Source organism: Hymenobacter koreensis, assembly GCF_039541855.1.
Classification (GTDB): Bacteria; Bacteroidota; Bacteroidia; order Cytophagales; family Hymenobacteraceae; genus Solirubrum; species Solirubrum koreensis.
The window spans coordinates 220322-234233 of the sequence record NZ_BAABHA010000002.1 but is presented as its reverse complement, the minus strand read 5'-3'; the positions used below and the strand labels follow the sequence as shown (position 1 = coordinate 234233).

Annotated in this window: 12 protein-coding genes; 3 read left to right on the top strand and 9 right to left on the bottom strand. The window is 58.5% G+C overall.

Annotated features, from left to right (window positions below; genetic code table 11):
- Nucleotides 1–59 precede the first annotated feature (59 nt).
- Both ABD903_RS03915 and ABD903_RS03910 read right to left on the bottom strand, forming a co-directional pair.
- Complete coding sequence (locus tag ABD903_RS03915; protein WP_345221585.1) at nt 60–503, bottom strand: DUF5362 family protein; 444 nt, start codon at nt 501–503, stop codon at nt 60–62.
- Between the two features lie 97 nt (nt 504–600).
- On the bottom strand, nt 601–1077 hold the full coding sequence (locus ABD903_RS03910) for a hypothetical protein (protein ID WP_345221584.1): 477 nt from the start codon (nt 1075–1077) through the stop codon (nt 601–603).
- A gap of 180 nt (nt 1078–1257) precedes the next feature.
- Here ABD903_RS03910 and ABD903_RS03905 point away from each other — a divergent pair, with 180 nt between their 5' ends.
- Nucleotides 1258–1536 (top strand): hypothetical protein, encoded by a 279-nt coding sequence (locus tag ABD903_RS03905; protein WP_345221582.1) that lies wholly within the window; start codon nt 1258–1260, stop codon nt 1534–1536.
- On the opposite strand, the gene ABD903_RS03900 is transcribed toward ABD903_RS03905, so the two are convergent.
- The gene (locus tag ABD903_RS03900; protein ID WP_345221580.1) at nt 1533–1934 is read right to left on the bottom strand and encodes a DUF2721 domain-containing protein; all 402 of its coding nucleotides are present in this window, start codon (nt 1932–1934) and stop codon (nt 1533–1535) included. The two genes, ABD903_RS03905 and ABD903_RS03900, sit on opposite strands and share 4 nt — an antisense overlap.
- A gap of 187 nt (nt 1935–2121) precedes the next feature.
- On the opposite strand from ABD903_RS03900, the gene ABD903_RS03895 reads away from it, so the two are divergent.
- Nucleotides 2122–4680 carry a M14 family metallopeptidase gene (locus ABD903_RS03895; protein WP_345221578.1) on the top strand — a complete coding sequence of 853 codons (2559 nt, stop codon included), beginning with the start codon at nt 2122–2124 and terminating at the stop codon, nt 4678–4680.
- 69 nt (nt 4681–4749) lie between these two features.
- Here the strand turns inward: ABD903_RS03895 and ABD903_RS03890 are convergent, their stop codons facing one another.
- Genes ABD903_RS03890 through ABD903_RS03880 form a run of 3 tightly spaced genes read right to left on the bottom strand, consistent with a single transcriptional unit; the run spans nt 4750 to nt 7209 of the window.
- On the bottom strand, nt 4750–5184 hold the full coding sequence (locus tag ABD903_RS03890) for a hypothetical protein (RefSeq protein WP_345221577.1): 435 nt from the start codon (nt 5182–5184) through the stop codon (nt 4750–4752).
- 55 nt (nt 5185–5239) lie between these two features.
- Nucleotides 5240–6472 carry an S-adenosylmethionine:tRNA ribosyltransferase-isomerase gene (locus ABD903_RS03885; RefSeq protein ID WP_345221575.1) on the bottom strand — a complete coding sequence of 411 codons (1233 nt, stop codon included), beginning with the start codon at nt 6470–6472 and terminating at the stop codon, nt 5240–5242.
- Between the two features lie 38 nt (nt 6473–6510).
- Nucleotides 6511–7209: a class I SAM-dependent methyltransferase gene (locus tag ABD903_RS03880; protein ID WP_345221574.1), complete on the bottom strand. Its 699-nt coding sequence runs from the start codon at nt 7207–7209 to the stop codon at nt 6511–6513.
- Between the two features lie 397 nt (nt 7210–7606).
- Here ABD903_RS03880 and ABD903_RS03875 point away from each other — a divergent pair, with 397 nt between their 5' ends.
- Nucleotides 7607–8158, top strand: coding sequence for a hypothetical protein (locus ABD903_RS03875; RefSeq protein ID WP_345221573.1), 552 nt, complete (start codon nt 7607–7609; stop codon nt 8156–8158).
- 76 nt (nt 8159–8234) lie between these two features.
- Here the strand turns inward: ABD903_RS03875 and ABD903_RS03870 are convergent, their stop codons facing one another.
- From ABD903_RS03870 to ABD903_RS03860, 3 genes are all read right to left on the bottom strand, one after another.
- Nucleotides 8235–8831 (bottom strand): TM2 domain-containing protein, encoded by a 597-nt coding sequence (locus ABD903_RS03870; RefSeq protein WP_345221572.1) that lies wholly within the window; start codon nt 8829–8831, stop codon nt 8235–8237.
- A 286-nt stretch (nt 8832–9117) separates the two neighbouring features.
- A complete protein-coding gene (gene priA, locus ABD903_RS03865) occupies nt 9118–11682 on the bottom strand; it encodes a replication restart helicase PriA (RefSeq protein ID WP_345221571.1) in 2565 nt (854 codons plus the stop codon).
- A 166-nt stretch (nt 11683–11848) separates the two neighbouring features.
- Nucleotides 11849–13912 carry a thioredoxin domain-containing protein gene (locus ABD903_RS03860; RefSeq protein ID WP_345221569.1) on the bottom strand — a complete coding sequence of 688 codons (2064 nt, stop codon included), beginning with the start codon at nt 13910–13912 and terminating at the stop codon, nt 11849–11851.

The following is a 13912-nucleotide window of genomic DNA, read 5'->3' as shown; positions in this document are numbered from 1 at the left end:
CTCCATGGGCCGGGTTCGTTCGGCTTTACACGTCGTCGGCACAACCGGAGTGGGCCTTCCTAGCGCCAGTATTGCGCGGGGTTGAATAACAGGAGTCCTGCCAAAGCCAAGGCGTAGAAGACCAACGTAACGATGAGGAATATGCTGATGAACTTGTAAAACGACTTGTGGTTGGACAGGGCATGAGTAAGGGCGTTTTGGTCCTGCTCCCGCAACGCTGTGCCCAGGCTGGAACTGAAACGCAGCAGGTACACACACGGAATGAGGTACACCAAACCTAGTAGCAAGTACGCCACCAAGCCAACGGCCCCCATGCCTTGGTAGCTGCCGGATATGGCCGAGCTAAACAGGCCAAACGAGGCCCCGGCCAGAATAATAAAGCCCGACAAAACAAGGCCAACAATTGCCAGAAATTTAGTCCAGCGCCGGGTGTCGGATAAGTGCTGCTGGTCGGTCTGGCTAAGGGTTAGTCCAGTAGGTGAAGCGGTATAATCGTGTTCCATCGAAGGAAATAAGCGGGTGAGAATAGAATCCGCTTAAAGAAAAGCAAATGCTTTTGAACAGCACCGCTACTTTCCAAGACGGCCTAAGCAAGGCGGACTAATCCTCGTCCTCGTCTTCGTCGTGAGGGGCGGTAAAGTCGAGGGATTGTACCAGTTCGGCCGCGTCGTCGATGGTGTGGGCCATGGCGGCTTCGGTGTCGGCTTCCAGAGTCTGCTCGAAAAGGTGCAGCAGCTGCCCGCCGTCGTCATTCACGTACAAATCGGTGTAGAGCTTCTCGAAGCGCTGGGCGTCTTTGGTAATGGCAGCGTCGATTTCGGCCGTGGTGCGGGCCTGCAAGGCGCGATGCAGCACCTCCAGCACTTTGCGGCTGTCGTCGTGGTCACCGAGGTCGGAGAGGGCCTTCAGCAGGCTCATGGCCACCAGCAGGCGTACCCGCTCGAAGCGAAAGGCTTGGTCGGCGGGCCGGGCTTCTTCAAAATCGAGGTAGGCGTCGTAGTCGGCCGGCGAGAGGTAATCGGTGTTGTCGGGGCCGAAGGTGAGTTCGAGCAGGCGCTGAAAGGCGGGAGCAGACATAAGCAACGGAAAGTATACGGGAAAAGGTGCGCGGGCCCGCAGGCTACGGCGGCGGCGTAAAGGTAGCGTTACCGCTTGGCCCGCTTGTACGTAAGAAAAACCTGCAGGCTTCCGAAGCGGTTTAGCTGGGAAGTCCGATACGTTGGTTTCTTCCCCACCTCCGGTTTTCCCCCATTTATTATGACTCACAAAACCAAGTGGCTCACGTTTGCCCCCAGCGGCTTAATGGTAATCGGTTTCGGTACGTGCCTGGTGCAGTGGGCTACGGCCCTTAAGCAAGAGGGCGCGCCTACCGGGCAATGGGTGGCCGCCGGCACGGTGGCCCTGGGCGTGTTTAACGCCGGCATTTGCCTATTTGGGCGCGGCGTGGCCGAAAGTGTATTGTATCAGCTGCGAGAAAAGCCCGCCGGCGAGTTGCGTACAGGAGCCGGAAAAACCGAGCCCATGCCGCTGGACTAAGTCGAGGCATCTTCCTGCATGTCGTCGAGCTCGATGTTGAGGGCGTCTACGGAAATCTGAATTTCCCAGAGCGACATGCCCAGCGACACCAGCAGCGCCAGCAAGCTGGCACCAAACAGCACCTTAGCAGCGTCGGCAAAGCCCGCGTAAAGCAAAAACATGCACAGCACGCAGCCAAACATGCTGCCAATGCCCACGGCCTGCATGTTGCGCACTATTACCAGGCGCCGTCGCAGGTTGCGGATTTGCAGCAGGTGCTGTGCCCGGTGGCTTTCGGCGTACTGCGACTTAAGTGCCCGCACGCGGTTTGCCAAAGCCATAAAGCGGTTGGTATAGGCCAATAGCAGCAACGAAAGGGCCGGGAACAGCAGCGCAGGAGTGGTAAGCGAAATTTCCATGAGAACAACACACGGTAAGCTGAAACCGTGGCGAGTTACTATACCCCCGCAAATACGCGGAATTTTACCGCAGCAAACGTTGCGCCGCCACGCAGGCCCGGCAAGCAGCTGTGGCAGCAGCGTGAGTTAGCCGTACTTTCGCGGGCATCCGAACCTGCCAGTAGGTTCTTTTTCGCTTTATTCGAAGATGATACAACGCTTTACGCGCTTGCTGAAAGCCGGCCTGCTGCTGGTGAGTTTAAGCACAGCCAGCACCGGTTTTGCGCAACAGGCGCCCCTTACGCCCGAACAGTTTCTAGGGTATCCGCTGGGCAGCCGCTTCACGTCGCACGAGTCATTGCTGCGCTACGTGGCGCATCTGGCGCAGCAGGCCCCCGACCGCCTGCGCATTCAGCCCTACGGTAAAACCTACGAAGGCCGTACGCTGGAAGTAGTGCAGGTAGCTTCGGCGCGCAACCTGCAACGCCTCGATGACATCCGACGCCAAAACCTGCAGCTCGCCGGCCTGGAGAAGGGGGCCGCTACCCCGACCGCCGACCAGCCCGCCGTGGTGTGGCTCAGCTACAATATTCACGGCAACGAAGCCGTGTCGAGCGAGGCTGTGATGCGCGTGCTCTACGACCTGAGCAATGCGCAAAACAAGGATGCGCAGCAATGGCTGGAGCACGTGGTCCTGCTCATCGACCCCTGCGTGAACCCCGACGGCCGCGAGCGGTACGTGCAGTGGTACGGCCAGAAAGCGGGCACGCCCACCAACGTGTCGCCGCTTAGCTGGGAGCACCGCGAGCCATGGCCCGGCGGCCGTTTCAACCACTACCTGTTCGACTTAAACCGCGACTGGGCCTGGCAAACGCAGCAGGAAAGCCGGCAGCGCGTGCAGCTCTACAACCAATGGCTGCCGCAGGTACACGCCGATTTTCACGAGATGGGCATCGACGACCCCTATTACTTTTCGCCCGCGGCCAAGCCTTATCACGAAGACATTACCGACTGGCAGCGCAAGTTTCAGGGCACCATCGGCGAGTACAACCGCAAGGTGTTCGACCAGAACAACTGGCTGTACTTCACTCGCGAAACCTTCGACCTGTTTTACCCAAGCTACGGCGACACCTGGCCCTCGTTTAACGGCGCCATTGGCATGACCTATGAGCAGGGCGGCTCGGGCCGGGCCGGCGTACGCGTCACCAAATCCGACGGTGATACGCTCACGCTTGTGCAGCGCATCGACCACCATTACGCCGCCAGTCTGGCCACCATTCGGGCAGCCGCCGACAACCAGAAACCGCTGCTGCGCGAATTCACCAAGTATTACACCGATGCGCGTACCAAGCCGCGCGGTACCTACAAAACCTTCGTGGTAAGCGGCTCCGATGATCAGCTGCGTCCACTTACCGACTACCTGCGCCGCCAGCAAATTGAGTTTGGATACGTGGGCAAACAGCGCAAGCTACGCGGCTTCGACTACGCCACGGGGCAGGCCGGGTCACTTACGCTGAAGCCCACCGACGTGGTGGTGAGCATGTACCAGCCGAAATCAACGCTGGTGAAAGTCCTGTTCGAACCCAGCCCCGCGCTGGAAGACTCCCTCACCTACGACATTACCGCCTGGGCGCTGCCCTACGCTTACGGCCTGCAAGGCTATGCCCTGAAAGAAAGGCTGAGCGGGGTTAGCTCACAGCCGCCTGCGCCGGCGGGCAAAACCCGGCAACAAGCGGTAATTGAGAAGCCCTACGCCTACATCGCACGTTGGAACTCCAGCCGCGATGCTCGCCTGCTTGCGGCCTTGCTGCAGCGGCAGGTACGGGTGCGGGTAGCCCAAAAAGGATTTGAGGCTGGCGAACAACAGTTTCAATCGGGTACACTGGTTATTCCGCGCACCGGCAACGAGGCCCTCGGTTCCCGCTTCGATGCGCTGGTGCGCGCCATGGCCGATTCCGTAGGGGCCGAGCTAACGGCCGTGCAATCGGGCTTCTCCACCCAAGGCTACGACATCGGTTCGGGGTACGTGCATTCCGTGGGCCGCCCGAACGTGGCGGTGCTGGCCGGAGCGGGCATTACGCCCACGGCCTTCGGGGAAGTGTGGCACTTTTTCGAGCAGCAGCTCGGCTACCCCGTCACCGTCATCGGCTCCGATTACTTTGCTTCGGTGCCGCTGGGCAAGTTCGACGTGCTGGTATTGCCCGACGGGGACTACACAAATATTTTGACGGAGAAACAGCTCGAAAACGTGAAAACCTGGGTGCGCGGCGGCGGCCGTCTCATTGCCCTGGAAGGCGCCATGAGTCATTTAGCCGGCAAAAAAGACTTCGCCCTGAAAGTGAAGTCCGCCGATTCGGCCAAAACCAAAAAAGCCGACCCGTACCGCCTCCTGCGCCGCTACGCCGATGCCGAACGCGAAGCCATTGGCGAGCAAGTGCAAGGCAGCGTGTACCGCGTGCGCCTCGATAACTCGCACCCGCTGGCGTTTGGTTACGGCAATACTTACTACGCCCTGGTGCGCAACCCGCTTAACTACCAGTTTCTGGGCGAAGGCAGCTGGAACGTAGGCGTGCTCAAGAAAAACGAGTACACGGCTGGCTTCGCCGGGAGCGGGGCCCGTCGTAAGCTCAACGATACCGTGGTATTAGCTCACCAAGAAATGGGCCGCGGCCACGTCGTGTATTTGGCCGATAACCCCTTGTTTCGGGGTTTTTGGCAGGCCGGCAAGCTGATGTTTACCAACGCGGTGTTTCTGGTCGGTCAGTAAGCAAATAGGACCCATAACTAAAAAAGCCCCGTTGCATTATGCAACGGGGCTTTTTATTGGTGTGTTAGGCTAATCTACAATGTCCTCGGCTTTGTTGCCTACTTTCTTGGCGCCTTTCTTCACACCACGGCCCACTTTCTTCACGCCTTTGCCAGCCGTGCGGCCCACTTTCTTACCTACACGCTTGGTGTCGCTGGCCGTGTTGCTAATGGCTTGGCCCGCTTTCGTACGGTCGGTAGTAGTGGTTTCGGTGGTGGTAGTAGTGCCCATGCCGGTGTTCGAGTCCGAAGAGCCCGACATGGTGCCAGAGGTGCTGCTGCCACTGGTAGTGCCCGTGGTAGTAGTTCCAGTGGTGGTTCCAGTAGTAGTGGTACCCGAGGTCGTGCTCATGGTGCCCGACGTGGTGCCGCTGGTGGTAGAAGAGGAGGTAGTAGTGCCGGTTTGAGCCAAGGCTGAAACGCTGGTCAGCGCAACGGCCGACAGAAGCATGAGTATCTTTTTCATGGGTAGGGTCGATTTAAGTATCGAGCCTCATACGCGCTTCTGGCAAGTAAGGATACTACGGCAGCAAAAGAGAACTGTCGCCGTAGCTCAAAAACCGGTAGTCGTGGGCCAGAGCGTGGTCGTAAACCTTGCGCCAGCCGGAGCCTAGCAGAGCCGCAACCAACAGAAGCAGCGTGCTCTCGGGCTGATGAAAGTTCGTTATCAGGCCCTGCGCTACCCGAAACCGGTAGCCCGGCGCAATGAGTAGCTGCGTGCTGGCTTGTATGGTATCGGAGCCCGTGTCGGTCAGGTAGTGTAATAGGGTTTGCAAAGAAGTTTCCGTTGAAACTTCGCCGGCCGCAGTGTTTTCCTGATATGGTGTCCACTGGGTGAGTAGTTCCGGAAGTTTGCCGGTTAGGTGCAGCTCCCGGCCTAGCCAGTACAGGCTTTCCAGGCTGCGCAAGCTGGTGGTGCCCACCGCAATAACGGGGCGGGGCGCGTGGGCCAGCAGCTGCCGAAGCAAGGCGGCCTCGGCGCTAATAGGCTCGGCGTGCATGGCGTGGTCGGCCATGCGGTCGGCTTTCACGGGCTGAAACGTGCCTGCGCCCACATGCAAGGTTAGCTGCGCCGAGCTAATTCCGCGCTGCCGAAGTTCCTCCATCACGGCATCGGTGAAATGCAGGCCAGCGGTGGGCGCAGCCACGGCGCCTTCGTGCTGGGCGTACACGGTTTGGTAGCGCACGTCGTCCTGAGGAGTGGACTGGCGGTTAAGGTAAGGGGGCAGCGGCAGCTTGCCGGCACCGCTCAGCACCTGGGCAAAGGTTAACGGAGCCGGCTGCCAGCTGAACTGAATAAGGGCGCTGCCATCTTCCGCTGCGGCGCGCTCCGCCTGGAGTTGGGCTGCTTGCCCATCAGGTGTGGTAAAATCGGTGCTGATGGCCCCCGTTTTCCAACGTTTACCGTTGCCCACCAAGCAGCGCCAGGTGCAGCTGCCGGTTTGCTGCATAGCCTGCTCCAGGGCGCGGTGCGGCGCAACTGGCTCCAGGCAGAACAGCTCAATCTGGCCGCCGGAAGCTTTGTTTAGGTACAGGCGGGCGCGCACTACCTTGGTGTTATTAAACACCAGCAGCGCATCGGGCGGCAACTCGGCGGGTAGGTTGCGAAAAACCCGGTCGGTCAACTGCCCCTGGCGGCAAACCAGCAGGCGCGAGGCGTCACGGTTAGGGAGGGGCTCGGGCGCAATGCGCTCAGCCGGCAAATCATAGGTGTAGTCGCCAATGGCGAGCAGGCGAGGGTCGACGGGCTGCATAGGCGGCAAAGGTAAGGCACGCCGCCGGGCAACAAATGCTACTGCGGTCGGCGGAAAATCAGCAGGTGCTGCTGCGGCAGGCTGGTGCGGTTTTCCACGAACTGCAAGCCCACGGCCTCCATTTCGCGCCGAGCCTGGGCTTCGCTCATGCGGTGAATTCGTTTGATGGGCACATTCGAGTCCTCGGCCCGATACTCCACCAAAGCCAGTCGCCCGCCGGGCTTCAAGGCATTGCGAATGGCACGCATCATCTCCCTTGGGTGGTCGAACTCGTGGTAGGCATCCACAATGAGTGCCAGGTCCACCGTTTGGGCCGGCAGGTTGGGGTTACTTACGGTTCCCAGCACCGGCTCCACGTTAGCAGCGGCATTTTGCCCTTTGGTTTTGTTCAGCGCGGCAATCATTTCGGGCTGAATGTCCACGGCCAATACCTTGCCTTGCGGTACCATGGGACTGATGCGGAAGGTAAAGTAGCCGGTCCCGGCCCCAATGTCGGCAACCACGTCCGTAGGCCGAAGCTGCAATTCTCGAAGCAGAACATCGGTGCCTTCTTGCTGCTGCCGGTTGGAGCGCTCCAGCCAGCCGGCTCCTTCGTGGCCCATTACGTGGGCAATTTGCCGGTTCAGGTAGTACTTGCCAATGCCGTTAGGGTCTTGAGGGGCGCGGCGCTGGTAACCGGCCGTATCGGGTACCACATCGGAGCGGCCCTGCACGCTGGCAGCGGCCTTGCTTTCCATGGGCGGTTGCGCGCACGACGCGGCCAGGAGTTGAGCGAGAACAAGGCCTGGCAAGGCCTCGCGTAGAAGTGGACGGAACGGAAGGAGCATATATGGCTGCAAATAAATACGCAGGCAGTTAACAACGCCTAATTCCCCCGCGTTCGGTTTGCGTGCGTAGCCCGGATATATTTCACACGAGGAATCCGGAGGCAAACCCGTCAGTAAAACCGCTTTAGAGAGGGTATTGAGAGGCTTTCAGGTATTTTCTTTTCTCAGCTAGTTGCCTGAAAACGATGAGGTAATACCCGGTAGCAAACGAATTAATACATCGTTTTCGCCCGATATCTTCCGCCAGTTTTTACTTTCGGCTCGTACAACACCGCAAAATTGTTCCTTTTCACCAACCCAATGACCCATGAAGCACGTTGCCAAACTGATCAATAAGCTTGCCTTCGGGGCAGTAGTTGCGGCCTCGCTTGCGAGCTGCAGCCGCGGCGAGTACGCCATGCTTCCCAAAACCAGCTCGTACCACGGCGACGCGCACCGCGCCGTAGCCGTGCAGTCCGCGCCCGCCGCTGCAGCAACCGCTACGCCCGCTGAGGCGCCCGCTCCGGCTGCGGTAACGGCTCCGGTAGCTCCAGCCGCTCGGGTAGCCCCCAGCACTGCTGCCGTAACGGCCCCGCGTTCGGCCACTGCGGCCCCCGCTCCCAAGCTGAACCCGGTGCAACGCATGGCCATCAATAAAATCCTGAAGAAAGCCGACAAACTGGCCGCCAAAGCGCAGGTGCAAAAGCACCGCGACGTAGCCTCCGCCGACGATACGCAGGCCGTGAACCGCTACATCAAGCTGGGCATCATCTTTCTGTTGGTAGGTCTGGTAGTAGGTATCGTATTTGGCCTGCTGGGATACATTCTGGCCATTATTGGCGTGGTATTCCTCGTACTTGGCTTGCTGGAAGAAGTATAACCTAACGGTTTGCGCTAATTAAAAAGCCCCCGCTGCTCCAGAGCAGCGGGGGCTTTTTCGTATTTACGAAGAAGACTTACAGCGTCTTTTCGTATTCGCCACCTTTAGGCTTCAGGTCGCCGGTGAGAATACGTACCAAGTCAATCAGAACCCAGATAAAGCCGAAGACGAGCAGGCAGGTCACGATCTGTAGAATAGCCAGGCCGGTGTAGCCCAGGTAGAAGCGGTGAATGCTCAAGCCGCCAAGGAAAAAGCAGAGCAGAGCCGCTACAAGCTGGCTTTTGCCGGTAGCAGCCATGGGGGAAGCCGCCTTGGCTTGCTTAGCTGCTTTGTGCATCGCCTTTACGGCGGCTTTGGCTTCCTTTACCTCCGCTTTGGTTGGAGCGGCTTTGGCAACCGCCGGAGCCGTGGCTTTTTTGCTAACCGGAGCCATGTAGGCGCGCTTGGCGGCAGCTTTCGTTGCTACCGGAGCTACCGAAGCCGTCAGTTCTGGCTTGGCTGCAGCCTCAGGAGCTGTAGCTTCTGTGGTTTCGGTTACAGGGGCCGTCTTGGTAGCAGCCGTGTAGGTAGCGCCGTAAGGAGTGGAGTTGCGGAACGTGTAGCTTTCCTTGCTGCACGAAGCCAGCGACACAACAGCCAGTGCGGTCGTCAGGAGGGAGGAGATTTTGCCCATAGGGGTAGTTGGTAAAGAAAAAAAGGAAGAAGTAGAAAAGAAGATCCTCAAATAGGAAAACGGGTGTAAGAATGAATTTTCCCGCAATTCGGTGGCAATATAGATAGATAATCGGCCGGTCAAACCACTTCCGGTCTTATGTTTTCACCACATAATGATGTGATGCACGGTTATGTGATAAACTTTAGCGCAACATATACGTTCAAGGCGCGCCCAAACCGCAACACCCCGACGATATGCTGACTGGCACATCGTCGGGGTGTTGCGGTTTGGTAAGTGGCTGATTTTACATCGGGTCCACATCAGCGGCAATGCGCGCGCCTTTGTGGTCCTTGTCGGCTTTTATGAGGTTAATGGCCTCTAAAATCTGGCCTTTGGCGTGCTTAAGCACGGTATGCTCGCGGCTCAGCTTGATGGTAATTTCCTGCAGGTAAAAATTGCGGATGCGGAAGACGTACGGCGCCTCGGGGCCCAGCACGGCCTCGCGGCCCAGCCTTTCCACCAGCTCAATAACCAGCTTAATAGCGGCTTCCTGGGCACCGCGCTCATCCACGTGCTTCACCGTAATCTTGATTACGCGTGCAAACGGCGGGTACAAATGTTCACGCCGCTGCTCCAGCTCGTACTCGTAAAACGCCACGTAGTCGTTGCGCATCACCTTATCGAAAATGGGCTGCTGCGGGTCGCCGGTCTGAATAATCACCTTGCCCTTCTTCCCTTTTCGCCCCGCGCGGCCGCTCACCTGCACGAACATCTGGTAGGCCCGCTCGTGCGCCCGGAAATCGGGGTAGTGAATGATGGAGTCAGCATTGATGATGCCCACCAAACTCACGTTGCCGAAATCGAGGCCCTTGGTCACCATTTGGGTGCCCACCAGCACGTTGGTGCGCTGCTGCTCGAAGTCGCTGATGATTTGCTGGTAGGCGTTTTTGGCGCGGGTAGTGTCCAGGTCCATGCGCTGTACCATGGCCTGGGGCAGCATAATCTTCAGGTCGTCTTCAATGCGTTCGGTGCCAAAACCCATCATACGAAGGGCCATAGAGCCGCAGGCCGGGCACTCGCGTGGCATCTGGTCGTGGTGGCCGCAGTAGTGGCAGCGCAGCTCGTGGGCGTGCTTGTGGTAGCTTAGACTCACGGCGCAGCTCTTGCACTTGGGTATCCAGCCGCAATCAAGGCAAGTGATGAAGGGCGAGTAGCCGCGGCGGTTCTGGAACAAAATTACCTGCTCCTGCTGCGCTAGGCGGCCTTCAATGGCCGTGGTCAACTCGGGTGTGAAGTTGTGAGTGGGCCGTTTTACCTGCCCGTTCGGTCCTGGCGACACGTTCCGGCGGGTATCAATCAGCTCAATGTCGGGCAAACCCGCTTCGCCAAAACGTTTGGTGAGGGTAACCAGGCCCCAGCGGCCGGCACGGCACTGGTAGTAGGTTTCTACCGACGGCGTAGCCGAGCCCAGCAGAATTTTGGCGCCTTGAAAGGTGCCCATCATCAAAGCTACTTCTCGGGCGTTGTAGCGCGGGGCGGGGTCGTATTGCTTGTAGCTGGACTCGTGCTCCTCGTCAACCACAATCAGCGAGAGGTTGTCGAAGGGCAGGAACACGGCCGAGCGCACGCCCACTACTACTTGGAAGCGGCCGGAAAGCACGCCGTTCCATACCTCCACCCGTTCGTTATCGGAGAACTTGGAGTGGTACACGCCTAGGCGCGTACCGAACACGCGCATCAGGCGGGTTACAATCTGGGCCGTAAGGGCAATTTCGGGCAGCAAATACAGCACCTGGCCACCACCTTCCAGCGCGTTCTTGATCAGGTCGATGTAAATCTCCGTCTTGCCCGAGCCGGTAACGCCGTGCAGCAGCACGATGTCCTTCTTTTGGAAGTGGTCGAGCACTTCGTTGCGGGCCGAGAGCTGGCCCTCACTCAGGGCAAACGGCATCTGCTGGTCGGCGCCGTCGTCCATCGGAAAGCGCGACACAATCTGGTCGAACTGCTCTAATACGCCATTTTTGATGAGCGTATTCACCGCCGAGGGCGACAAGTGCGGACTGCTGGTAAGTGCGGCCTTCTCGATGCCGCGGTGGTTGAGGTGCTCGTTCTGGTACACCGGCACGCGCTGGATGTAGCGCATCAGTACGTCGAGCTGCTTGGCTTTGGAGGCCAGCTGCTCAAATAATCCTTCCAGCGCTGCTTCGCTTACGAAATGGTGAGCCAAGCGCACCTTCTTCACCACTTTGGGCGAATATTTATCGGCAATGTGCTCGAAGAGAAAGATGACGTCTTTCTGCATCAGGCTCTTAATCACCTTGTGAAACGAGCTGATGCCGAGCACTTCGCCTACTTCCGAGAAGGTAAGCGCTTTGCCCTCTTCGGTGCTGAGTGCATCCACGATTTTGTCCTCCTGCTCCGAAAGCGGGTAGGGGTGCTCATCGCGCCGGTAAGCCGGGTGCAGTTGTACCCGGGATTCAGAGCTGAGCTTGAGCGCCGAGGGCAATGCCGCATTGATTACTTCGCCAAGCGTACACAAGTAGTACTCCGCAATCCAGCGGAAGAGTTTCAGTTGCGGCTGGGTAACAACCGGCGCATCGTCGATGAACTCCAGAATGTACTTGGCCTGGTAGTCTTTAGGCGCGGTTTCGTGCACGGCCGCCACTATGCAGCTCAGTGTTTTCTTGGCCCCGAACTGTACCAGCACCCTTCCGCCAACCACTACTTGGTCGTTCAGCTCGTAAGGCACGCGGTAAGTATAGAGCTTGGGCAGCGGCAGGGGCAGCACCACGTCGGCAAACAACGTAATGCGGTCCACAGCCGGGGTAGGCTCGGAGTCGGGAAGGATAAACAGCTGGGTCTGCGACACGGATTCGGGGGCGGCGAACAACAAAGATAGACCACCGAAAACAGTAATGATGCTGAAAATTTGGCTCTGCCAAAGCGTCCTTGCCCGGTATCGTCGGCGAATTAAGCAGCAAAGCGACCAATCTTTTTCAGCATCCGCCGACAACTCCTAAGCTGCCAAAACGGCTTTACTCGGGCAGAACAGCGGCCTGGATTTGCGTTAGGGCTTCGGCAGCGGTATACACAGGCTGCTGGCAGGCGTGGTTATAGCACACGTACACGGTGGTTTTTCCGGCTTGCATGCGGTCTTGCAACAGCGGAAGGATGCTTTCGGTTGTGCTGCCTGTAAGCACTGCGTTAGGCAACGAGTGGCGGCTGAGCTGCATACGCAGCTGCTCTGCCTCGGAGCCGACGATGGCTACTTCGGCCAGCGGCGCCAGGTGGCTTAGGTACAATGAGGCCCAGTTGGAAAGATGCTGTGGCTCTTTTACGGCCAATTCCTGAACGCGAGCCAGCATGGCCGCCGCCCGTTCACGCCACGCCGGCGTCTCAAGCAAGGTGCCCAGCCGCAGCAGGTTGTGAGCCATAACGGAGTTCGAGCCTGGAATCACGTTGTCGAACAGCTCCTTTTTACGCGCAATGAGCGTTTCACCGGTGGCATCGGTGTAAAACAGGTGCGGGTCACCGGTTCCGTCGGCGAAGTTGGTCAGCACATATTCAGTGAGCTGCTGAGCACGGCGCAGCCATTTTTCGTCAAACGTTACTTCGTGTAAGCTGATGTAGGCATCAATCAGAAGGGCGTAATCCTCTAAAAACGCGGCTACACTGCCGCGGCCGGCTTTCCAGGTGCGCCATAATCCGCCCGTATCGGCCCGTACGAGGTTGGTTTCGATGAATGCCGCATTCTGCAAAGCCAGCGTTAGGTATGGGGGCTCGGCAAAAGCGCGGTAGGCGTCGCAGAGGCCGCGCAGCATCAAGGCATTCCAGCCGGCCAGAATTTTATCGTCGAGGCCCGGCCGCACCCGCTGGCTGCGGTAAGCAAGAAGCTTCTGCTGCCAGCCTCGTACCAACTCATTTAGAACCACGGGCGTGAGTTGGTGCACGGCAGCAAAATCGACGTCTGATTGACGACGGTGCAGAATGTTCTGGCCGTGTTCCCAGTTGCCCTCCGCCGTACAGTTGTAGTAAGCCGCTGCCATCGACGATTCGTCGCCGAGTACCTCGTGCAGCTCTTGCCAGGTAAACACGTAAAACTTGCCTTCTACACCTTCGCTGTCCGCATCGAGGGAAGCGTAAAAGCCGCCTTCAGGGCTTAATAATTCACGCTGCACAAAGGCAATGGTGTCGCGCACCACGGCGCGGTATTCTTCATCCTGGGTTACCTGATACGCTTCGGCGAATAGGCTTACGAGTTGGCCGTTGTCGTAAAGCATTTTCTCGAAGTGGGGTGCCAGCCATTCTTCATCCACCGAGTAGCGGGCAAAACCGCCCCCAATCTGATCATAAATGCCCCCTCGGGCCATTTCGGTAAGCGTGAGGCGGGCCTGAGTCAGTAGCAGGTGGTTGCCGGTTAGCAGGTGGGCCCGCAGCAGAAACCGCCAGATGGTGGGCATCGGGAACTTGGGTGCCCGGCTAGTGCCACCAAGTTTTCGGTCGAAGCGCTTTTCGAGGTTCGCTAGCAGGAGTTGGAGTTTTTGGCGGTTCACGGCTCCGGCTGCGGTTTGCACGCCGTACTTTTCCAAATCAGAGGCCCGCAGAACCCGCGCAAAGTCTTCCGCCGATCTGTCCAGCTCTAACCGATGCTCACTCGCGTAGGCGTTCGAAACCTGTTGCAGCAGCTCATACCAGCCTTTCGGTGGGAAGTAAGTACCACCGTAAAACGGTTTGGCCTCCGGCGTCAGAAATACATTTAGCGGCCAGCCGCCACCTACACCCATGGCCTGCACGGCGTCCATGTATACCTGGTCCACGTCGGGCCGTTCTTCGCGGTCCACTTTAATGCACACGAACCGCTCGTTCATAACCTGCGCAATGTGTTCGTGCTCAAACGACTCGCGCTCCATTACGTGGCACCAGTGGCAGGCTGCATAACCGATGCTGACCAAGATGGGCTTATGCTCCTGTCGGGCCCGTTCCAGCGCCTCTTCCCCCCACGGATACCAATCGACCGGGTTGTAAGCGTGCTGCAGCAAGTACGGACTGGTTTCGGTTATGAGGCGGTTCGGTTGTGCAGATGGAACGGGAGTTTTCAT